General features: G+C 44.8%; 18 protein-coding genes. 8 read left to right on the top strand and 10 right to left on the bottom strand.

Going from position 1 to position 22,848, the window contains the following annotated elements; all coding sequences use genetic code 11:
- Positions 1-218: 218 nt before the first annotated feature.
- The 6 genes from glnA to add all read left to right on the top strand — a co-directional run bounded on the left by glnA (position 219) and on the right by add (position 8,846).
- Positions 219-1,628, top strand: coding sequence for a glutamate--ammonia ligase (gene glnA, locus MTF70_RS12770; protein WP_005379275.1), 1,410 nt, complete (start codon positions 219-221; stop codon positions 1,626-1,628).
- A 195-nt stretch (positions 1,629-1,823) separates the two neighbouring features.
- Positions 1,824-2,405, top strand: coding sequence for a DUF4124 domain-containing protein (locus MTF70_RS12765; protein ID WP_017635013.1), 582 nt, complete (start codon positions 1,824-1,826; stop codon positions 2,403-2,405).
- 132 nt (positions 2,406-2,537) lie between these two features.
- Positions 2,538-3,584 carry a nitrogen regulation protein NR(II) gene (gene glnL, locus MTF70_RS12760; protein ID WP_017821940.1) on the top strand — a complete coding sequence of 349 codons (1,047 nt, stop codon included), beginning with the start codon at positions 2,538-2,540 and terminating at the stop codon, positions 3,582-3,584.
- A 57-nt stretch (positions 3,585-3,641) separates the two neighbouring features.
- Complete coding sequence (gene glnG, locus MTF70_RS12755; protein ID WP_005379267.1) at positions 3,642-5,045, top strand: nitrogen regulation protein NR(I); 1,404 nt, start codon at positions 3,642-3,644, stop codon at positions 5,043-5,045.
- A 102-nt stretch (positions 5,046-5,147) separates the two neighbouring features.
- On the top strand, positions 5,148-7,694 hold the full coding sequence (locus tag MTF70_RS12750) for an EAL domain-containing protein (RefSeq protein WP_025768297.1): 2,547 nt from the start codon (positions 5,148-5,150) through the stop codon (positions 7,692-7,694).
- 147 nt (positions 7,695-7,841) lie between these two features.
- Positions 7,842-8,846 carry an adenosine deaminase gene (gene add / locus MTF70_RS12745; RefSeq protein ID WP_042522594.1) on the top strand — a complete coding sequence of 335 codons (1,005 nt, stop codon included), beginning with the start codon at positions 7,842-7,844 and terminating at the stop codon, positions 8,844-8,846.
- 69 nt (positions 8,847-8,915) lie between these two features.
- Here the strand turns inward: add and hemN are convergent, their stop codons facing one another.
- From hemN to MTF70_RS12720, 5 genes are all read right to left on the bottom strand, one after another.
- On the bottom strand, positions 8,916-10,307 hold the full coding sequence (gene hemN, locus MTF70_RS12740) for an oxygen-independent coproporphyrinogen III oxidase (protein ID WP_017635016.1): 1,392 nt from the start codon (positions 10,305-10,307) through the stop codon (positions 8,916-8,918).
- A 184-nt stretch (positions 10,308-10,491) separates the two neighbouring features.
- Positions 10,492-10,980, bottom strand: coding sequence for a DUF2489 domain-containing protein (locus tag MTF70_RS12735; protein WP_005379254.1), 489 nt, complete (start codon positions 10,978-10,980; stop codon positions 10,492-10,494).
- 7 nt (positions 10,981-10,987) lie between these two features.
- On the bottom strand, positions 10,988-11,530 hold the full coding sequence (gene yihI / locus MTF70_RS12730) for a Der GTPase-activating protein YihI (protein ID WP_005379252.1): 543 nt from the start codon (positions 11,528-11,530) through the stop codon (positions 10,988-10,990).
- The gene (locus MTF70_RS12725; protein WP_017821951.1) at positions 11,530-12,168 is read right to left on the bottom strand and encodes a class I SAM-dependent methyltransferase; all 639 of its coding nucleotides are present in this window, start codon (positions 12,166-12,168) and stop codon (positions 11,530-11,532) included. Before MTF70_RS12725 ends, yihI begins: the two co-directional genes overlap by 1 nt.
- An 838-nt stretch (positions 12,169-13,006) precedes the next feature.
- Positions 13,007-13,624 carry a c-type cytochrome gene (locus tag MTF70_RS12720; protein WP_005379248.1) on the bottom strand — a complete coding sequence of 206 codons (618 nt, stop codon included), beginning with the start codon at positions 13,622-13,624 and terminating at the stop codon, positions 13,007-13,009.
- 159 nt (positions 13,625-13,783) lie between these two features.
- Here MTF70_RS12720 and yihA point away from each other — a divergent pair, with 159 nt between their 5' ends.
- Positions 13,784-14,443: a ribosome biogenesis GTP-binding protein YihA/YsxC gene (gene yihA / locus MTF70_RS12715; protein WP_017635019.1), complete on the top strand. Its 660-nt coding sequence runs from the start codon at positions 13,784-13,786 to the stop codon at positions 14,441-14,443.
- A 748-nt stretch (positions 14,444-15,191) separates the two neighbouring features.
- Here the strand turns inward: yihA and polA are convergent.
- The 3 genes from polA to hemB form a co-directional block, all read right to left on the bottom strand.
- Positions 15,192-17,978: a DNA polymerase I gene (polA, locus tag MTF70_RS12710; protein WP_248394043.1), complete on the bottom strand. Its 2,787-nt coding sequence runs from the start codon at positions 17,976-17,978 to the stop codon at positions 15,192-15,194.
- A gap of 619 nt (positions 17,979-18,597) precedes the next feature.
- A complete protein-coding gene (locus tag MTF70_RS12705) occupies positions 18,598-19,032 on the bottom strand; it encodes a GNAT family N-acetyltransferase (RefSeq protein ID WP_005379245.1) in 435 nt (144 codons plus the stop codon).
- A gap of 127 nt (positions 19,033-19,159) precedes the next feature.
- On the bottom strand, positions 19,160-20,221 hold the full coding sequence (hemB, locus tag MTF70_RS12700) for a porphobilinogen synthase (protein ID WP_031777176.1): 1,062 nt from the start codon (positions 20,219-20,221) through the stop codon (positions 19,160-19,162).
- Positions 20,222-20,405: 184 nt separating this feature from the next.
- On the opposite strand from hemB, the gene MTF70_RS12695 reads away from it, so the two are divergent.
- Entirely contained in the window at positions 20,406-21,167 is a 762-nt protein-coding gene (locus MTF70_RS12695) for a TatD family hydrolase (RefSeq protein ID WP_025768294.1), read from the top strand.
- A gap of 458 nt (positions 21,168-21,625) precedes the next feature.
- Here the strand turns inward: MTF70_RS12695 and tatC are convergent, their stop codons facing one another.
- On the bottom strand, positions 21,626-22,378 hold the full coding sequence (gene tatC / locus MTF70_RS12690; RefSeq protein ID WP_005379234.1) for a twin-arginine translocase subunit TatC: 753 nt from the start codon (positions 22,376-22,378) through the stop codon (positions 21,626-21,628).
- Positions 22,379-22,446: 68 nt separating this feature from the next.
- Complete coding sequence (gene tatB, locus MTF70_RS12685; RefSeq protein WP_017635021.1) at positions 22,447-22,845, bottom strand: Sec-independent protein translocase protein TatB; 399 nt, start codon at positions 22,843-22,845, stop codon at positions 22,447-22,449.
- Positions 22,846-22,848 lie beyond the last annotated feature (3 nt).

Raw genomic sequence — 22,848 nt, 5'->3', positions numbered from 1 at the left:
GTGCAAGCAAAGATCATTTTGGTGCAAGCAAGTGCACCAAACTAGCATTCAAAAACACAATTGCTTGAAATTAATGGAATATTTTTTTTGGCACGGTTTTGGCTTAAGTTAAAACAGCATCGATTAATGAAAAGTCAAATTGATTAATAAATGCCAGGTTTCATGAATAATTCATAAATCGAGCTTTTACCGCTTATTAACACTGGAGGTTATCCAAGATGTCAGTAGAAAACGTTCTATCGCTGATCCAAGAAAACGAAGTTAAGTTTGTTGACCTACGCTTCACTGATACAAAAGGTAAAGAGCAGCACATTTCGATCCCTGCTCACCAAATCGACGCAGACTTCTTCGAAGAAGGTAAAATGTTCGATGGTTCATCAGTTGCTGGCTGGAAAGGTATCAACGAATCAGACATGGTAATGATGCCTGACGCATCTTCTGCTGTGCTTGACCCATTCACGGAAGACGCAACACTAAATATCCGTTGTGACATCTTAGAGCCTGCAACAATGCAAGGCTACGACCGTGACCCACGCTCTATCGCAAAACGCGCTGAAGACTTCATGCGTTCTACAGGTGTTGCAGATACTGTACTTATCGGTCCTGAGCCAGAATTCTTCCTATTTGATGACGTGAAGTTCTCGACAGACATGTCAGGCTCTTTCTTCAAAATCGACGACGTAGAAGCGGCATGGAACACAGGTTCTGACTACGAAGAAGGTAACAAAGGTCACCGTCCAGGCGTTAAAGGTGGTTACTTCCCAGTAGCTCCAGTAGATTCATCTCAAGACATCCGTTCTGCTATGTGTCTAGTAATGGAAGAAATGGGTCTTGTTGTTGAAGCGCACCACCACGAAGTGGCAACGGCGGGTCAAAACGAAATCGCAACTCGTTTCAACACGCTAACAACCAAAGCTGACGAAATCCAAATCTATAAGTACGTTGTACACAACGTTGCTCACGCGTTTGGTAAAACAGCGACGTTTATGCCTAAACCACTTGTTGGCGACAACGGCAGCGGTATGCACGTTCACCAGTCTCTAGCTAAAGATGGCGTAAACCTATTTGCTGGTGACAAGTACGGCGGTCTATCTGAAATGGCGCTTTACTACATCGGTGGTATCATCAAACACGCTCGTGCAATCAACGCATTCGCTAACCCATCAACCAACTCGTACAAACGTCTTGTACCAGGCTTCGAAGCACCAGTAATGCTAGCTTACTCAGCGCGTAACCGCTCTGCTTCAATCCGTATCCCAGTGGTACCAAGCCCGAAAGCACGTCGTATCGAAGTTCGTTTCGGTGACCCAGCGGCGAACCCATACCTATGTTTCGCAGCAATGCTTATGGCTGGTCTTGACGGTATCAAGAATAAGATCCACCCAGGCGAAGCGATGGATAAAGACCTTTACGATCTTCCAGCTGAAGAAGCAGCAGAAATCCCAACTGTTGCATACTCACTAAAAGACGCGCTAGCAGAGCTAGATGCTGATCGTGAGTTCTTAACAGCGGGCGGCGTATTCTCTGACGACTTCATCGATTCATACATCGACCTTAAGTCTCAGGACGTAGAGCGTGTGAACATGACAACTCACCCTGTTGAGTTCGAACTTTACTACTCTGTGTAAGGTCGACACTGTGTAAAATGTAAACACAGCAATAAAATATTAGGCTCGCCTCGCAGGCGGGCCTTTTTTGTATTCGCCACTCAAGCTTCGACGTTTAACATGAGGGGATAATAAAAATACGCTTAGAATTTTTCCTTACAGGTCAAAGAGCTAAGCCATTGAAACGTGAAATCATCGAACAAGAGAAGGTGAGCAATGAAAGTTCAGCTTATTCCATCACTGTGTGCACTCAGCGGATTGTTAATCGCCTCTATCGCCTTCGCGCAGGTCGCGTATACGTGGGTAGATGAAAATGGCGTGGTTCACTTTAGCGATACGCCAAACAAAGGAGCAAAAGCGATCGCACTGCCAAACCTTGAAGCCAGCGCACCAGCTCCTGAGGTAGAAAGTACTGAATCGCTCGCACCTCAGACTACGCCATCTACTGCATCACAAAACAAGCCAGATAAAACAACCGAGAAGCCTCTCCCATTACAACTCTCGATGCTGGCTCCCAAGCACAACGAGACCATCCGCAGCAATCGAGGCATCATCAATATTCAATTAGAAACCAATCGCAAGCTTGGTATCGGTGAGCAATTGCAATTGTTACTCGATGGAAAACCTTATGGTGCACCACAAAACCATATAGTGTGGCAGTTAAACAATATTGACCGAGGCACTCACACACTTGCTGTGCACGCGAAAAGAAGCGGCAAGCTTATTGCATCTACTAGCCCTATAACGGTGCATTTACATAGAGCAAGTGTTAAGCCGACCGTAAAAGGGGCAAAATAGAATATCTGGTGAAAAAAATCACATCACAGCGATGCTTTTCACTTTTTCTTCTAAGATTTATTCGCCATACTTAACGTTCAATTGCACCATTATTGTGCATCGCACAATCTTAAAGCAAAACAAGGACGTAATGTGGATACCAGTCTTCCTAGTGCCATTCTCAACAATATGGTGACAGCAACGCTGATTCTTGATGATGGATTGGCCATCCGTTATGCCAATCCGGCTGCCGAATTGCTGTTTTCTCAAAGCGCCAAACGAATTATTGAACAATCACTTTCTCAATTGATTCAGCATGCGTCGCTGGATCTCGCGCTGCTCACTCAACCGTTGCAAAGTGGCCAAAGCATCACCGACAGTGACGTCACTTTCGTTGTTGATGGCCGCCCTTTAATGCTAGAGGTGACGGTTAGCCCTATCACTTGGCAAAAGCAGTTGATGCTTCTGGTCGAGATGCGCAAAATTGATCAGCAGCGCCGACTCTCTCAAGAACTGAACCAACACGCCCAACAACAAGCAGCGAAGCTGTTAGTCCGAGGGCTTGCACATGAGATTAAAAATCCGCTTGGCGGCTTACGCGGTGCGGCGCAATTGCTAGAAAAAATGCTGCCAGAGCCCTCTCTCACCGAATATACACACATCATCATTGAGCAAGCAGACCGTTTAAGGGCGCTCGTGGATCGATTACTAGGACCGCAAAAGCCAGGTAAGAAGACACAAGAGAATCTGCACCAAATTCTTGAAAAGGTTCGCCAACTGGTTGAATTAGAGTCACAACGCTCAATCATCATTGAACGAGATTATGACCCAAGCTTGCCAGAGATTTTGATGGATACAGACCAAATCGAGCAGGCAATGCTTAATATCGTCAGCAACGCCGCACAAATTCTTAGCCATCAAGAACACGGGAAAATAACCATTCGCACCAGAACGGTGCATCAAGCCAATATTCACGGCAAACGCTGTAAACTCGCTGCTCGTGTCGAAATCACAGACAACGGCCCAGGTATTCCACCGGAACTACAAGACACGCTGTTCTATCCCATGGTCAGTGGCCGCGAGGGAGGAACTGGATTAGGGCTATCTATTTCGCAAAATTTGATCGACCAGCACAATGGAAAAATAGACGTAGAAAGCTGGCCTGGTCACACAACATTTACTATTTATCTGCCGATCTGAGTGCGCTAATGGACTTCAAGTCGCGTCAGTTTTTCGGTTTGCTGCAAGGATTACTACATGAGTAAAGGATATGTTTGGGTCGTTGATGACGACAGTTCAATTCGCTGGGTAATGGAGAAAACGCTCTCCTCTGCCAACATCAAATGTGAAACCTATGCCGATGGAGAAAGCGTGTTAATGGCGCTCGAACGCGAAGTGCCGGATGTTCTAGTATCAGACATTCGCATGCCAGGTATTGATGGGTTGGAGCTACTAAAGCAAGTACAGCGCGATTACCCAGACCTTCCCGTGATTATCATGACCGCGCATTCAGATTTAGATGCGGCAGTGAATGCGTACCAAAAAGGTGCTTTTGAATATTTACCAAAACCTTTTGATATTGATGAAACTTTAACTCTGGTTGAACGAGCCATTGCACACAGCCACGAAAACAAACGCGAGCAGCTCTCTCCAGAAGACATTCCAGCAGAAACGCCTGAAATTATCGGTGAAGCACCAGCGATGCAAGAGGTGTTTCGCGCCATTGGTCGTCTTTCTCGCTCCTCTATTTCAGTCTTGATTAACGGTGAATCGGGCACGGGTAAAGAACTCGTTGCTCATGCACTGCACCGTCACAGTCCACGTGCTAACAAACCTTTCATTGCGCTCAATATGGCGGCGATTCCCAAAGACTTGATTGAATCAGAACTGTTTGGCCACGAAAAAGGCGCGTTTACGGGGGCAAACAATGTTCGTCAAGGACGATTCGAACAAGCCAATGGCGGCACTCTATTTTTAGACGAAATCGGCGACATGCCATTGGACATTCAAACTCGTTTACTACGCGTTCTAGCTGACGGGCAGTTTTATCGAGTGGGCGGTCACTCTCCGATCAGTGTCGATGTACGAATTGTCGCGGCAACACACCAGAACTTAGAAAAGCTGGTGCACGAAGGTGACTTTCGTGAGGACCTATTTCATCGCTTAAACGTGATTCGCGTTCAGATCCCAGCACTGCGTGAGCGTAAGCAAGACATTGAAAAGCTTACACAGCATTTTCTTATCCGTGCGGCTGATGAGCTTGGTGTGGAAACAAAAACTCTCCACCCGTCGACTGTAGAGATTCTTAACCGCCTTGATTGGCCTGGCAACGTGCGTCAATTAGAGAATATTTGCCGTTGGTTAACCGTTATGGCCAGTGGTAGCGAGGTGTTACCAAATGACTTGCCAAGCGAACTACTAGAAGAGAAAAAATCCATTTCAGACTCTGCACATGGTAGTTGGCAAGAACAATTGGCGGATTGGGCACGGCATTCACTCGCAGCAGGAGATAAAGAACTACTTTCTTACGCTTTACCAGAATTTGAACGCATTTTATTAGAAGCAGCCTTAGAGCACACTAAAGGTCATAAGCAAGATGCCGCTAAAGTATTAGGCTGGGGGCGAAATACACTCACCAGAAAATTAAAAGAATTGTACTGACAATCACTTACGTGGTGCGTTAACAACGAGCGTCGTTTGTCACTCGATATTAATAAAAACATCAGTACAATTGTGGCGCACCACCATCTATGTGATTAGGCGATGTCTACTGCTACGACTCAAATTACACTGCGTACTGCTGTTCTGATTCCATTTGTCATGATCTTCTTACTGGCGATCGGTGTCATTGTCTACGTCCAAAAACAAAGTTACGAAGAAGTGGTCACGGATATCAGTGACAAGCAACTTTCCGTGTTAACCGAAAGTGTCCACGACCACCTCAATAGCTATCTACGTAAGCCTTTTACTGCGGTTATGGCTCTCGCGCACAACGTCAGCTATCACAACCTTTATCGCCCTCACGATACCTCAGACATTCAAAACTACCTGCTAAGTGCATTCAAAAATCTTTACCAATCGATACCGCAGTTGGATGTAATCGCATTTGGTTCAGAAAACGGCGACTTTGCAGGCTTTCGCCGCGAACTTTCCGACGATTACACCTTAATGGTGCAAGATCGCCACACCGATGGTGATCTGGTTATTTATGGAACCAACCATGTGAGTAACAACATTCGAACGGTTATCTCCCAATACGATCCTCGCACTCGCCCATGGTATAAGCCCGTTGCAGAGAGCCAAAACGCCACTTGGTCTGAAATTTATACCAATGCTGATGAACGCCAGGATATTACGCTATCAGCCATGACGCCGGTGTACAAACACGACCAATTTGCTGGTGTTTTGGTGACAGACATTCGTATCAATACATTCAACGAATTCCTGCGCGAGTTAAAATACAACACTAAAGCGTCGGTCTACATCATGGACCCAGATCATCGTTTAATCGCTCACTCAGGCCCGGGAAGCGTCATCTCATGGGGCACAAAATTTTCGGATAAAGGGCAGCGTTTGCTTGCCGCTGAAAACGCAGACCCGATCATCAAAATCAGTGCGAGCCGAGTCCGGTCTTTCGATCTCAACAACACCAAGCAACCTTATACTTTTTCATTTGAACATGATGGCCAACGTATTTTCAGTCGGCTAACCCCGTATCGAGACCAAGACGGCTTAACATGGTTTATCGGCACCTCCATTTCGGAGTCTGAGCTTCTCGGCCTGTTACCAAAAAGCCAGCAAGAGAGCTGGCTCGTTGGCATTATTGTAAGCCTATTTGGTATCGCCATCAGTTGGATCATTTTCAACCGAGTTACCAGACCAATTAACGCGACGGCCGCCGCCGCTCAGCACCTGGCAAATGGGGATTGGGATAGCGGCATGCCAAAGCCTGGTTATGTGTATGAGACAACCGTACTGGTCCATGCTTTTAATGAAATGGCGAACAATCTAAGAGCTTCATTCAAAGCATTGCGTGAACAGTTGGTTTATGACTCTCTAACACGCTTATATAGCCGTCAGGGTTTGGTCGAAATCTGTGAAAATCAGTCTGATCTTTGTCACGGCAGTTTATTTTTACTTGGCATCAACAAATTTAGAGATATCAACGACAGTGTGGGTCATCACAACGGCGACCAGTTGTTGGTCAGCATCGCTGAAAGGTTAAAACAGCAGTTTCGTGACAACGCATTATTGGCTCGGATTGGTGGTGACGAATTCGCGGTATTTCTCTCAAATGTCGACACAGAAACCAAAATTAAACAAACCGAGCGTCGATTACAGCAACTCTTTTCCACCCCATTTATGGTGGAAGGCGAGAATGTAGTGATGAAGATTTCACTTGGTATTGTACAAACCCAGCCAAACGAAACCATGCCTTTATGGTTACGCAACGCCAGCATCGCATTAAGTTACGCCAAACAAGACTCACTGACTGGTGTTTGTCACTACAGCCCAGAACTAGCGAGCGCTTCAAAGTTTCGTACGCAAATGCTGACCAAGATCCAAACTGGCATTGAAAACCGAGAGTTTATTCCTCATTACCAACCGATTGTGGATCTCGTCAGTGGCACAGTGTGTGGCGCCGAAGCACTTGCGCGTTGGCATAGCGACTCAGGTATGGTGTCACCATTAGATTTTATTCCAATCGCGGAAGAAAGCGGCATGATCAAAGCCATTGGCCAACAGATTCTGTTACAAGCTTGTCGCGACACTTACCAAGCGATCGAAAGCAAACAGTGGCCGTCGGACTTCCAACTGCATGTGAATATCTCCGTTAATCAACTATCTTGCCCAAGTTTTGTCGATACGGTGACAAGCGTATTGGATATCACGAAATTACCAGCAAGTAACCTCACACTAGAGATCACAGAATCACGCATCATTGATAGCGCACCGACCACACTAGAAAACATGACTAAACTGCGTGAAATGGGTATTGGTATCGCGATAGATGACTTTGGCACTGGTTACTCATCACTGGGTTACCTCCACTCTCTACCGTTTACTTGCTTGAAGATTGATCGCACCTTCATCAATCAACTCACACAAGAAAACTTAAACAGTTCAGTCGTCGCTGCCGTCATCAATATCACAGCAGGTCTCAAAACTAATGTCGTCGCGGAAGGTGTCGAGGATAGCAATCAAGCACAATTACTGCGCTCTTTAGGCTGTAATCAGGTGCAAGGCTTCTACTACAGCCGCCCTATGCCACTAGAAGAATGGCCAACACATTTGGTGAACATGAAGTAGAAAAGAGCGAGAATCGTTGATTTCCTAGTCATCCTCTACTGACAATCTACCCAACTGTTATTTATACTTAACTGCAAATCTTACCCATGTATTGTCACAGATGATGTTTGGGCCCTGTTCCAGTTCATAACTATCCGGATCGACAAAATGATAACGAAGAACCTTCCTCTTACTGATTTGCACCGTCACCTCGACGGTAACATTCGTACTAAAACGATTCTTGAGCTAGGCCAAAAGTTTGGCATTGCCCTACCAGCGTACGATATTGAGTCTCTCACTCCTCACGTTCAAATTGTCGAAGCGGAACCCTCTCTTGTTGCTTTCCTTTCTAAGCTCGACTGGGGTGTTGCTGTACTGGGCGATCTAGATGCGTGTCGTCGTGTCGCGTACGAAAACGTAGAAGACGCGCTAAACGCACAAATCGATTACGCAGAGCTGCGTTTCTCTCCTTACTACATGGCGATGAAACACAAACTACCAGTAGCGGGGGTTGTTGAAGCCGTCGTGGACGGTGTGCAAGCGGGTATGCGCGATTTTGGCGTGAAAGCCAACCTGATCGGTATCATGAGTCGTACATTTGGTACTGACGCATGTCAACAAGAACTGGACGGCATTCTGAGCCAGAAAGATCACATCGTTGCCGTCGACCTTGCGGGTGACGAGCTAGGCCAACCGGGTGATCGCTTTGTGTCTCACTTCAAGCAAGTACGCGATGCTGGCCTTGGGGTAACGGTCCATGCTGGTGAAGCAGCAGGTGCAGAGAGCATGTGGCAAGCAATCAATGAGCTAGGCGCAACTCGTATCGGTCACGGCGTAAAAGCGATTCACGATCCAAAACTGATGGATTACCTAGCAGAAAACCGCATTGGTATTGAATCTTGCCTGACGTCAAACTACCAAACAAGTACGGTAGAAACGCTAGAAAACCACCCTCTCAAGCAGTTCCTAGAGCATGGCGTTCTTGCGTGTCTTAACACTGACGATCCAGCGGTTGAAGGTATCGAACTGCCATACGAATACGAAGTAGCGGCACCAGCCGCTGGTCTGAGCCAAGACCAGATTCGCCAAGCGCAAATCAATGGCCTTGAGATTGCGTTCCTTTCAGAAGCAGAAAAAGCGGAACTGAAAGAAAAAGTAAAAGATCGCGCTTAAATCCAGCGAAAACATAAAAAAATGCCAGCATCTGCTGGCATTTTTTATATCTTGAATCTGTATCTCGGATTAAATAACACGAGAGAATTGTTGCTGACGCGCCTTCGCTCGCAGGTACTTATCGAAGCTCATACAAATATTACGGATCAGCAAACGACCTCGCAGCGTCACACGAATTTCATTGTCATCCACTTCCACCAGCTCATCGTTGATGAAGGTCTGAAGTAGCTGTAAGTCTTCTTTAAAGTACTGATCAAACTTCACTTTAAACTCAGACTCAATGGCTTTCTTGTCTAACTTGAAGTTACAAATCAGCTGCTTAATCACTTCACGACGGAGCAAATCATCAGAGTCCAGCGAGACCCCTTTCCATAGAGCGTGACGAAGTTCGTTGACTTGAGCGTAGTATTTCTTCAGCTCTTTCTGGTTTTGCGCGTACGCATCGCCGATCATCGAGATTGCAGAAACACCAAAGCCAACCAAGTCACATTCACCTTGTGTGGTGTAGCCTTGGAAATTGCGATGCAAAATACCTTCGCGCTGGGCAACAGCAAGTTCATCGTCCGGCAAAGCAAAGTGGTCCATACCGATAAATTGGTAGCCAGCACCAGTCAGTGTCGCGATGGTGTCTTGCAGAATCGCCATCTTCTCCTCTGCTTTTGGCAGGTCTTCGTCTTTAATCTTACGCTGCGCTGCAAATAGCTGTGGCATGTGCGCGTAGTTAAACACGGATAGACGGCCCGGCTGCATCTCTAGCACTTGTTCTAGAGTCTTGGCAAAAGATTCTTTGGTCTGCTTCGGTAAACCGTAAATCAAATCTAGGTTCGTCGAACGAAAGCCTAACTCTTTTGCGCGCGCAACCATCGCAACGATGAACTCTTCATCTTGCTCACGATTCACCAGTTTTTGCACTTCTTTGTTGAAGTCCTGCACACCGATGCTCAAGCGATTGAAGCCTTCACTACGCAGATGATCCAGCATGGTCAGCTCGATTTCACGCGGGTCAACCTCGATACTGATTTCAGCATCGCTACTAAAAGTAAACTCTTGGCGTAGCAGGCTCATTACACGCGTGATTTGCTTTTCAGAGAGAAACGTCGGTGTACCACCACCAAAATGCAATTGCGTCACGGTGCGACCAACAAGTAATGCAGCACGTTGACGAATTTCGTGTTCAAGCACGTCAAGGTATTCATCCGCTTTGTGCGAGTGGCGCGTAATGACTTTATTACATCCACAGTAGTAACAAAGCTTGTGACAGAACGGAATGTGTACGTACAGCGATAATGGGCGTTCTGGGTATTGAGTGCATGCCATATCATAATCAGAAATGGTGAACGCTTCATGAAACTCCAGCGCCGTTGGGTATGACGTATAACGAGGCCCGGAATAGTTGTACTTATCCAATACCGCTTGATCCCAGACGATTTGCTGTTTCGATTCAGTGTGTTGATTCGACATGGTGGTACTTTCCGTTAAATGCTAGGGCAACGAAAGCCGTCACCCGATATTCAGAGCCGCTATTTTGCCATACGACGATGACAAGCGTGGCAACGCCGACTGGCTTTTTAAGTATAAAACTAAAGAAGTGCTAGCGTGATCACGATACCCCCATTAGCCATAAGGAGACTATTGGGGGTCGCGCTTAAATCATCTGAATATTGATTTGATTATTCAGTGGCTGGACGTTTTTCTGCAACACTTTGAGCTCCTCAATAATCGCATCAGTGAGGCGGCTTTCCGCTTTATGACGCGTCAAGTTCTGTTGCATACGCTCTTTCTTGGCAAGTTGTTGGCGTTCTTCGCCACGCGCCATATCTTTCACTATGTGGTAAAGCTCAGAAATCGCAGGGTACGTTTTATCGAAATCAACGCGGTCTTCACCTTGTACATAATCCATGATGTTATACACACGGATACTGATTTCAGATAAATCGCACTGCCCTTGAATGCCCGCCTGACACAAGGTATGCACATTCTCAAAAATGTTGGCGTTACGTTTGTCTATCGCCAATTTTTGATGCTTCAGCTGCAATTCCTTTTGCTTTTTCAATTGAAGCAGAAGGTAACCTGCATAAGAAGCGAGTGCGATGATAATCACAACACCAGCAATAGCTAATAAGGTTACATTCATAGCTTAATTATCCTTTATAGTCGTCGAAATTAATGTCGTCGAAATCTGCCAGCAAGTCATCATCGTTGCGCGTGCTTTTCTCAGCAGGTGCAGTGAAGTCTTCCTCTTCTTCAGGTTCCAACAAACCTAGTTGGTCCATTAGCTTCTCAATGCGATCGAGTTTCTCATCGACGAATTTCTGTAGACCTGTGCCCAGGTTTTCACCCGCTTCAATACGGTCTAGCAACACGTTCAATTGCGCGTCATTTTCTAGCATCTCTAGTTCTTGCTCTGCCGACAAACGACGCTCTTGCTTCGTCATTTTCTTCGCAGGTTCAACAATCAGAGGTATTTTCTTTTTGCTGCCTAAGCGCGGGTCGCGATTTTGTGCAGCAGCTTGCTTTTTCTGCTCGTTAACTTCTGAGTTACGGTTACCCGTTTTCAGACCTTTACGCTTTTTAGCACGCTTGCGTAAGCGGCCTTCCACATCAGATTCTGTACGGTTACGAGTTACAACAAACTCAGGTGCACCAGCGGCACCCGGTTTTCTAGATTTTTTACTACGGCTCATTACTGGGGTTTCCTCAGTAAAATTACATCATTACCAATAAATTCGAGTTCGAGCTTATCCCGCTCTGCTAGGAACTGGAACGTGTCACGACTAAAGAACACTACGTGAGTGAGATCGTTCTTATAATGCCATGATTTGAAAGCCTCCACGTCGATGACCATTTTCGTCATCAGGCCTATCCAGCCCCCTGGCTTAACTAAATTCAACCATTGCTTCCACACCAAATCTGGGTGGTAGAGGTGCTCTATCACCTCTGTTGCTGTCATGAAGTCGTACGTTTTTTCTAAAACCGACGTATCAGGGTGGTAGTAGAGATCGTACAACGCCATGTTGTGCCCCGCCTCTTCCAGCATCAAGGAGAGCGTTGGGCCAGGACCACAACCAAAGTCGATACCATTTGATTGTGGAGAAATTCGCTCTGTGATCGGGTCAGTAATACGCGACAAAAAGCGTCGGTAACCCAAATCATCGGGGTTGTTCTCATGCAAATCATAGTGAGCTTTTTCGCTTTCCGCATCCAAACGTTGGTCTGGATTTACGAATACCAAGCTGCACTGCTCACATTGAAGATATTCACGACGCTTATCTTCAAAATAATGGTGAGTGCGCTGATTTTGGCATAAAGGACAGGTATGCATGCTGACTTCCTCAAACAGGGATGCGAAACATACCAGAAAGTGAACTCGGATTGGAGTGTTGTTGAGTATTTTTTCAGCAATTTTTGTTAAAAAACTTTGTTTACAACCTATAAAGCTAAATAAGTGCAGTAATATCAATTCAAGTTACGACTGAGCAAGTCAACGGATATAAAAAAAGCGACAGTCAGACTGTCGCTTTCTAAGTGCCATCAATTGGCGAAACTGTGTTGCACACATTTGGTGCACCAATGATCCCTTTGTTTTTAGAGCTTTCCCTGCCAAAAAGAGTTGTTTTTCATCTTCCTGATGAATTTTGGCTATCCGTTTACTTCCTGTCTACTGAGCAACTTCCTGTGCCTGATCCGTTTCACTGTCTTAACCGTCAGACGAGATGACCATCCTTATCTGATAGGCTCCCTACCTATCTAAATCCCTTTCTAAATCACCAAGCATCCGAGCTACATCCTTGGAGACCTAAACCGTGGTCTTAAATCCTTACATTCACTCCCTGTGAACGACTTCTACTTTACGCCATCCCGTTATGCTCACAAGTAATGGGTTGAAAAAATAATCCGCCTATTTTTCTAAAAAATCAAAATTATCATTTAATCAAAAACTTAAAAACACTAACAAGAAAAAGCCAACATCAAGTATGGCAAATGTCTCACAAACTGCCGAGCCAACTATCGCTTTCGCATCCAAACTCGACTGTGATATCTGTCACGAACAAAAATGCCCTAGTGGATTCACTAGGGCATTTTTGTACAAGTTGCTCGAACGATGTAGGGACATCTACCCAACCAGCTCAAGATGCAGGATCTTGAGCGATTTAGGTATATTAGTGCAGACCGCCAACGTATTTAGACAGCACTTCGATATCTTCGTCTGTCATTTTCTTCGCGATGTCGCGCATCATGGCATTCATATCATTGCCACGGTCGCCATCACGGAATTTTTCTAGCTGAGCTTTGATGTAGTCAGCATGCTGACCAGAAATTTTCGGGAAACCTGAAAGCTCAGTACCATTGCCACGAGGACCATGACATGCAATACATGCGGTTAGGCCACGCTCGGCATCACCAGCGGTATAAAGCGTTTTGCCTTTTGCTACTACATCTTCAGGTGTTGAGTTTTCTGAAACTGGTAGCGAAGCGTAGTAAGCAGATAGGTCTGCGATATCTTCATCGCTCAGTGGCATTGCCATACCACTCATTACAGGATCGTAACGACCTTGTTTACCACCACTTGTCATGCCTAGCTTAAGTTCTTTTAACTGCTTCTCAAGATACTTAGCGTGTTGGCCTGCGAGTTTCGGGTACGTTGTTATTGCACTGTTGCCATCTGCTCCGTGACAGGCGACACAGGTTTGTGATTTTGCTTTACCAGCCTCAATATTACCTTGGGCCCATACTGAGCAACTGGCTAAAAGACTCAAAATTAGCGCTAATTTCTTCATGACATTCCATTATAATTATCAAGCTTCCAGTACCACGGAATGTGAACATACCGCGTACACTCATGGTACAATAGGCGACCTTATGCCGAGCACGGTTATTTTACACATTTTCACAAAAAAGTAATCAATCGACTACACAAAGTCGAGATGGAGTTAACAGTGAGCGTAAAAATTCATTACCAAAATACGCATTTCATCACCAGCGCACCCGATATTCGTCACCTGCCGGAAGACGAAGGTGTCGAAATTGCGTTTGCAGGACGCTCAAACGCTGGTAAATCGAGTGCACTTAACCGTCTAACTAATCAAAAAAGCTTAGCCAAGACATCAAAGACACCTGGTCGTACGCAATTAATCAACCTTTTCAAAGTAGAAGAAGGTTGTCACATTGTCGATCTACCTGGATACGGTTTTGCTCAAGTACCGGTAGAGATGAAAAACAAATGGCAGAAATCTTTGGGTGAATACCTACAGAAACGCGAGTGCCTAAAAGGCTTAGTGGTTCTAATGGACATTCGTCATCCAATGAAAGATCTCGACCAACAAATGATTTTCTGGGCCATCGATAGCCACATTCCTGTGCAAGTTTTGCTAACCAAAGCAGATAAACTAAAAAGTGGTGCACGCAAACAAACTCTACTGAAAGTTCGTAAGCAAGTAGAAACTTTCGGTGGTGACGTTTCTGTTGATGTGTTCTCTTCACTGAAAGGATTAGGTGTCGATCAGCTACGTGCAAAACTGGATACCTGGTTTGCACCAGCACTAGCACACCTGATAGAAGAAGACGAACAAGAGATACCAGCGAGCGATGAAGAATAATTAACAATATTTGTTAAATTTCTTCGACACGGCCCTGCCATTTGGTGGGGCTTTTGTTTATCTGAACTAAATAACAGGCAATAAAAATCCCCGCCTTCCTGGCAGGGATAACGGGAGAGAAAAATTGGTAATTATTGTTATGTGACGAAGCATTGCTGAACTGAGATTCGATTTCAATAGGTTAAAAAGCGCTCTTGTTTCCTGTGTATCACCAAACATTCACTCCAAAAACACCCAATAGCGTTACAATTCAGACAGTTAAGCCAAGCAAATCTTCAAAAAGATGTAACTTAGTTTCTTTCAAGAAAAAATAATAGTGTGACTGGCGTAAATTTACAGGATGAATAACGCAATAAATTTGAAGGAAAAATCGAGATTTTGCAGTGACTTAGAAAGGTCAAAAAAAGAAGGTTTTTGAAGGCTAACTTTAAGCTGCTGATCCAAAAGAATAATTTTCTTTCGCCCAATAAAAAACGCCCCAGTCAAAAACTGACTGGGGCGGCTGAATCAGCCTAATCCAATAACGTGAAACAAAAGGTCTGAAAGATAGAACATCTTACCTCTGTACCCTACGAGTATTAATGTACAACAATTGGTCAGAATTGCAAAGAATTTTTGTAGTTTTTTTTCATGAAATTTTTATTAAGCAACATCAAAGTTAACTTTGCGCTAGCTTTTTTAATCTCAAAAAAAAGCCAGCGTTTGTGCGCTGGCTCATAATTAATTGGTTATTTTGGTCTAAAAGTGACTAATGAGCTTGATCCCAGTTATCACCATGACCTGCTTCTGCAACCAACGGTACTTTTAGCTCTGCTGCAGATTCCATCAATTTCTGTACTTTACTTTCAATTTCGGACAATGATGACTCTTCAACTTCAAAGACCAATTCATCGTGTACTTGCATTAATAACTTCACACGACCATTGCCTTCTTCCTGAATCCACTGATCAACCAACAGCATCGCTTTCTTAATGATGTCCGCAGCCGTACCTTGCATTGGTGCGTTGATTGCCGCACGTTCAGCAGCTTTACGACGCATCCCGTTGCGCGATTTGATTTCTGGTAAATGCAAACGTCGACCAAAAATCGTTTCAACATACCCTTTATCTGCTGCCGTGCTGCGTGTGTCTTCCATGTACTGCATCACGCCTGGGTAACGTTCAAAGTATGTATCCATGTACGCTTGAGCTTCACCACGAGGAATGCCTAATTGCTTCGCCAAACCAAACGCACTCATGCCGTAAATAAGACCGAAATTAACCGCTTTCGCACGACGACGTTGCTCACTTGAAACGTCTTCAATAGAAACACCCATGATTTCTGCTGCGGTTGCCGCGTGGATATCTTTGCCATCACGGAATGCATCCAATAACGCTTGGTCACCAGAAAGGTGCGCCATGATGCGAAGTTCGATTTGCGAGTAGTCGACCGCTAAGATTTTATGCCCTGATGGCGCGACAAACGCTTGACGAATACGACGGCCGGCTTCGTTACGAATTGGAATATTCTGTAAGTTCGGATCAGTAGAAGATAGACGACCCGTTGCGGTCACTGCTTGGTGGTAAGAAGTATGCACGCGACCCGTTGATGGGTTGATCATCTTCGGCAGTTTGTCGGTGTAAGTTGATTTTAGCTTCGCCAGACCACGGTATTCCAAAATCAGTTTTGGTAGTGGGTAGTCTAGCGCGAGTTCTTGCAGAACTTCTTCATTCGTCGATGGTGTGCCTGATGGCGTTTTCTTCACAACCGGTAAACCCATTTTTTCAAATAGGATGGCTTGTAATTGCTTTGGAGAGTTCATATTAAACTCTTGCTCAGCAATTTCGTACGCTTTCTTTTCAAGCTCATCAAGGCGAGCGGTAATCTCGACCGACTGCGCACTCAGCTTCATTTCATCGATAAAGACCCCAGTGCGTTCAATGCGCGAAAGAACTGGCACCAACGGCATTTCAATCTCTTCGTAAACTGTCTTTAGGCTTTCATCCTGCTCGATATTAGCAAACAAGCGATTGTGCAGACGAAGGGTCACATCCGCATCTTCTGCCGCGTATGGCGATGCTTGTTCCAGTTCGATTTGGTTAAACGTAAGCTGATTTTTGCCTTTACCTGCAATTTGCTCAAAAGAAATGCAGCTGTGCTGTAGGAAGCGAAGCACCAAGCTGTCCATATCGTGTTTACCGCCGACACTGTTGTAGATATACGATTCCAACATCGTGTCGTGCTTAATACCTTTTAGCTCAATGTCGTAACGAGCGAGTACAGACGCATCATACTTTAAGTTTTGACCGACTTTTGCTTTCGCTGCATCTTCAAGAATTGGCTTCAGCTGTTCTAGTACCCAATCACGATCAAGCTGTTCAGGCGCATCTAAATAGTCATGTGCAACTGGCACATAAGCCGCAATACCTTCATCGACAGCGAATGACAAACCAACTAGATTCGCTAGCATGTAATCTAGGTTATCGGTCTCCGTATCAAATGCAAACAGCTCAGCCGTTTGAAGTTTATCTAGCCAAGCATTGAAGGTTTCTTTATCCAGAATTGTTTCATATTGGCTGCGATCGATTGTTACCGCAGAAGTTTCCATCTCGGCTTGAGAAGAAGAAGCTTGTGAAGATCCTGCAAGCTCTACGGCCTCCACAGATCCAGAACCGCCTTCAAGTAGTTCATTCAACCAAGATTTAAACGTCAGTTGGCCATACAGCTTCACTAATTCGTCTTTATTTGGTTCCGCTTTCAGCAATGATTCTGGCGTTTCCTCAAGCTCAACATCCAATTTGATGGTCGCGAGCTCATACGAAAGCATGGCATTTTCTTTGTTGTCGATGAGCTTTTTCGCCATGGTTTTAGAACCACGGAAACCAAGCCCTGCAATATCATCGAGGTTTTCATACAACTTCGTCAGACCACCAATACCTTGCAGTAGTGCGGTCGCTGTTTTATCACCGACACCCGGTACACCAGGAATGTTATCTACTTTATCGCCCATCAGTGCTAAGTAGTCGATGATCAACTCAGGTGGAATGCCAAACTTTTCAACCACACCTTCACGATCCATTACGACGTTCGTCATGGTGTTGATCAAGGTAATGTTATCATCCACTAGCTGCGCCATGTCTTTATCACCAGTACTGATCAATACAGGCATGCCCTTTTGTGATGCTTGGTATGCTAACGTACCGATGACGTCATCCGCCTCGACGCCAGGAACACAGATCAGCGGCAAACCCATTGCACGAATAACATTGTGTAATGGTTCAATTTGACAACGCAGGTCATCCGGCATTGGCGGACGATTCGCTTTGTATTCTGCATACATATCATCACGAAAGGTTTTTCCCTTTGCATCGAAAACCACCGCGATGCGCTCAGACGCAAACTGACGCATCATGCTGCGTAACATGTTCACGACGCCGTAAACGGCATTAGTTGGAATTTCACCATTGCTCATGGTGCCCGGGTAGGCGTGAAAAGCGCGATATAGGTAAGAAGAGCCGTCGATAAGGATCAACGGATTTTCAGGAATACTTGCCATAATTGTCTGTATCCAATTCAGTACTTGAGAGATCTGCCTAGGATGCCATGACTGCTGATCTGAATCTATCTTGTTCGCTCGATCTAGGTCGCGTAAATTTTTCCGACTTTATTCACGAAAACACCACCTCCTGTGGATAACTCTGTTTATAGAAATTATCCACTGGTTATCCAATAACAAAAAACACAAGAAAACACCAACCCAAACCATTGATTAATAACAACAAATTCTCATAACAGCGAGAAGATCAACGTTCCTAAAATGATCATCGCATGTGGAAAAGATATTAATAGTGACGTCAAATAGAAATCGTAGAAAAGAAAAAAGCGACCCGAATGGGGTCGCCTAGCAGAAGTGGTAAAGCAAATTCTGTAAATAGAGCAGCTTAACCAAGAAGCTATAAATTACACTGGAAGCAATGTGAGCAATGTCGTGTCAAAAAGAATTCGTGCAAGTTCTCGGAAAAATGTTTCATCACTTCTCAACTTTCAGTTAATTAACTTCTGTTAATAAGTCACTCAACGTCCTTGTGAACTTTCCTCATTCCCTAAGACAGGTTTAATAATAATGATTCTCATTTCGTAGTCAACAGTTAAATGAGAGAAAATCTCATTTATTTTCACATTGCTTTAATGAAATGCACTCGAGATTCTCGAAGATTTACTTTTTCTTCAAACTTTTCAATTATATAGCCATTTCTCAATAACAAGCGAAGCATAGCCGGAAACTGGTTTCGAGATTTCACTTTTAATGTGTTGTAGCCTTGTTCTGCCACCCAATCCTCTTGAGCTTCCAAAAGCAGTTGTGCCACGCCTTCATTTCGAGCTTCAGGGACAACACCACCTAACCAGCTATAGAAAACACCATCCTCTAATTCGTAACCTATTTTGAAGCCGACAATCGTGCCATTTTTTTCTGCAACGAGGATTAAACTGTTTTTCTCTTCTAAACGTTGAGTCATGGAGTCTACCGTTTCTCCTTTCGAAAACTCGGTAACACGCGCCACAACTTGAAGTGCTTCTTCCAATGTGCCTTCACGAATCAGCATTGTCATTGTTCTCTTCTCCAAAATAAAAATACCCAAGCACCTTGGATTGTTACTGTTGTAATCCGCCTGAGGTTACTTGGGTATATACAGACGAACAACTCTTGTTGGTCTGGTATTTCTCACTGAGCGATAATTACTCTTCTGTCGCTTCCGGAGTACGATTTAGGTGTTGAGCAGTTTGTGCATTCTCTTCTGCCAACCACTCAGCAACGTCTTTCGCAAAGTACGTTAAGATGCCATCTGCACCTGCACGTTTGAAGCACAATAGTGATTCCATCACAATTTCACGCTCTTTGAGCCAGCCATTCATGATCGCCGCTTTATGCATCGCGTACTCGCCAGAGACTTGATAAGCAAATGTCGGTACTTGAAGTTCAGTTTTTACTCGGCGAACTACATCTAAGTATGGCATACCAGGTTTAACCATCACCATGTCCGCACCTTCGTTGATGTCTAGCGCCACTTCGTGAATCGCTTCATCAATGTTTGCTGGGTCCATTTGGTAGTTTTTCTTGTTGCCGCCTTTTAGATTTGAAGAAGAGCCAACCGCATCACGGAATGGTCCGTAGTAGTTCGATGCGTACTTAGCCGAGTAAGCCATGATTTGAGTATGAATGTAGCCCGCGTTTTCTAATGCTTCGCGGATCTTACCAATTCGGCCATCCATCATGTCTGAAGGCGCGACTACGTCAGCACCCGCTTCTGCATGAGACAAAGCCTGCTTAACCAATACTTCTGTGGTTTCATCATTCATTACGTAGCCATCTTCATCGATGATGCCGTCTTGGCCATGTGTCGTGAATGGGTCGAGTGCCACGTCTGTGATTACACCAATTTGAGGAATGTGTTCTTTAAGCGCTCGTACTGCTCGCTGAACCAAACCTTCTGGGTTGTAGGCTTCAGTAGCACATAAGCTTTTAGCGTCTTGGTTTACGACAGGGAAAAGCGCGATTGCTGGAACGCCTAGATTTGCAAGGTATTGTGCTTCTTCTAGCATTAAATCAATCGACAAACGCTCTACACCCGGCATGGACTCCACGCTCTCACGACGATCTTTACCCATAAGAATGAACATTGGGTAAATCAGATCATTAACAGAAAGTTGGTTCTCAGCCATCAAACGACGACTAAAATCGTGCTTACGTAAACGACGCATACGGCGTGCAGGGAATGGACCTTGAATTGATACAGACACCATTTTCTCCTTGTCTGGACGGTTATGATGATCAAATCATCTGGTGAACAAAATCATATCACTCTTGATGCATGTTGCGAGTGACAATCTGGAAAAAGGTAATGAAAAAAACTGAAAATGACCCAGCACTCACACTCAAGTATACTTCGAATACGAAACCAACTATGAAGCACAGAGAGTAACGATGATCGATACCCACGCGCACATCTATGCCAGCGAATTTGATAACGACCGCGATGAAGTAGTACAACGCGCCTTAACGCAAGGCATTAATAAAATCCTGTTGCCAAACATCGATCTGGACTCTATTGAGCCCATGCTACAAACCGAAGCGGCATATCCTGACGTGTGCCACTCAATGATGGGACTCCACCCTTGTTATGTGGACAGCAATGTTGAACAAACGTTGGAGATCATCCGCGGTTGGTTTGAGAAACACAAGTTTATTGCGGTGGGCGAAATCGGTATCGACCTGTATTGGGATAAAACCTATCGTGCTGAGCAAGAAATGGCGTTCGTAGCTCAACTTAACTGGGCAAAAGAGATGGACTTACCAGTCGTTATCCACACTCGTGATTCGATTGAAGAAACACTCACTTTGCTAAGACAAGAGCAAGATGGTCGTCTGCGTGGTGTATTCCACTGTTTTGGAGGCAGCTTAGAAGAAGCGCAATCAATCAATGAGCTAGGCTTCCACTTAGGCTTGGGTGGCGTATCGACCTTTAAGAATGGCGGGATGGATAAAGTCATTCCACATTTGGATATGCAGTGGGTCATTTTAGAAACCGACTGTCCATATTTAGCGCCTGTGCCACACCGTGGTAAACGTAATGAACCAGCCTACACTTCTCTCGTTGCACAACGTGTTGCCGACTTGCGTGATGTCGACATCGCAACCATCGATGCCATAACGACTGAGAATGCCAAAAAGCTGTTTAATATTTAATTCACGAGAATTGAAAAAAGCGACGAAATCAACGTCGCTTTTTTATCACCTAAACTATGAATGAACGATTCAACCCGTTGAAATAGTAGAACAATCCATACAAAATTATTGATAAACATAATAATTAACTAGCAACTCTACTTACTTCTCATATCGTCACTTTACTTCGTCCGCTTTGCAAAACTGTCGACAACTCGACACATTATTTTTCTATACTGATTTACGCCCATTAATTAGCACAAATGTAAAACAGCATGAATATGGAAGTTGAAGTGTGTACACATGGTGCTTACTTACAACGCGTACCGCGCAGTTTTTTTCAAAAGCTGCTGGGCATCAAGGAAGTATACGTATGCACAAAATGTGGTTACGTCATGAAAGTTAAGTAATTAGCCCAAGAAAAAACCAACCGCAAAAAAAGCGGCTCAATTGAGCCGCTTTTCACATCTAGATTAGCCTTATTCTTCGGTTTCCGCTTCTACTTCTTCGCTTCGACGAGTATAAAAACGCGCGAAGAACAAACCGACTTCAAACAGTAAACACATCGGAATAGCGAGTAAGGTTTGCGAGATCATGTCTGGTGGCGTTAACACCATACCTACGACAAACGCAGCCACTATAATATAAGGACGTTTCTGTCTTAAATCTTCTGGTGTAGTGGCCCCAGTCCAACACAACAAAATAATCGCAACAGGCACCTCGAATGCGATACCAAACGCCATAAATAGCGCCAGCACAAAGTCGAGATAACTCGAGATATCAGTTGCAAACTCTACTCCACCAAGAGAGATAGCGGTAAAGAAGCCAAACACCAATGGAAATACCACGAAGTAGGCAAATGCCACTCCACAGTAGAACAATAGCGAACTCGAAAACAGCAGTGGCATGATCAATCGACGTTCATGCTTGTACAAACCTGGCGCTACAAATGCCCACACTTGATACAAGATAAAAGGCACCGCAATAAATACCGAAGCAATTAACGTCAGCTTAAGTGGCGTAAAAAAAGGTGACGCTACATCCGTAGCAATCATGGTCGCGCCTTCAGGTAGACGCTCTACTAAAGGTGCGGAAACAAACTCGTAAATGTGGTTAGAGAAATAAATTAGTCCAACAAACACGACCAACACTGCGAGGATTGAACGCAGTAGTCGGTTGCGAAGCTCCAACAAATGACTAATTAAAGGTTGTGTCTGCTCGACGGTAGACATGGCAAACCTCTTATTAAAAACCAGATCAAAAAGGAGCTACCAATCACTAGTAGCTCCTCCTAATGAGACTATTCGGCTTTCTTATCTGCCGCTGTAACCTTGCTCTCTTGCGCTTTCACGGCCTCTTCGACTGCTGGCTCTGTTTTTACAGGCTCAGCCTCTGAATCGGTGTTCTTTGCGTAAGGACGATTTACAGATTGCGCTGCCTTCTTCAACTCTTCAACTGAAGATTTCAACTCAGGGGACAAATCATCCATCCCCATTTGTTCTGCTTTGCGCAAGTTTTCTTGCAGCTCTTGGACTTTCAGCTCGTGTGACAATTCGTCTTTGACGCTATTTGCCATACTCTTAGCGGCACCGATAAAGCGAGACACGCTGCGAATAGCATGAGGCAAACGCTCCGGCCCAAGAACGACCAGACCAACAACAGATATTAATACCAGTTCCCAAAAACCGATATCAAACACGTT

This window comes from Vibrio sp. 2CM40D (assembly GCF_023161825.1).
GTDB classification, from domain to species: domain Bacteria; phylum Pseudomonadota; class Gammaproteobacteria; order Enterobacterales; family Vibrionaceae; genus Vibrio; species Vibrio alginolyticus.
This window is presented reverse-complemented; position numbering and strand designations above follow the sequence as displayed.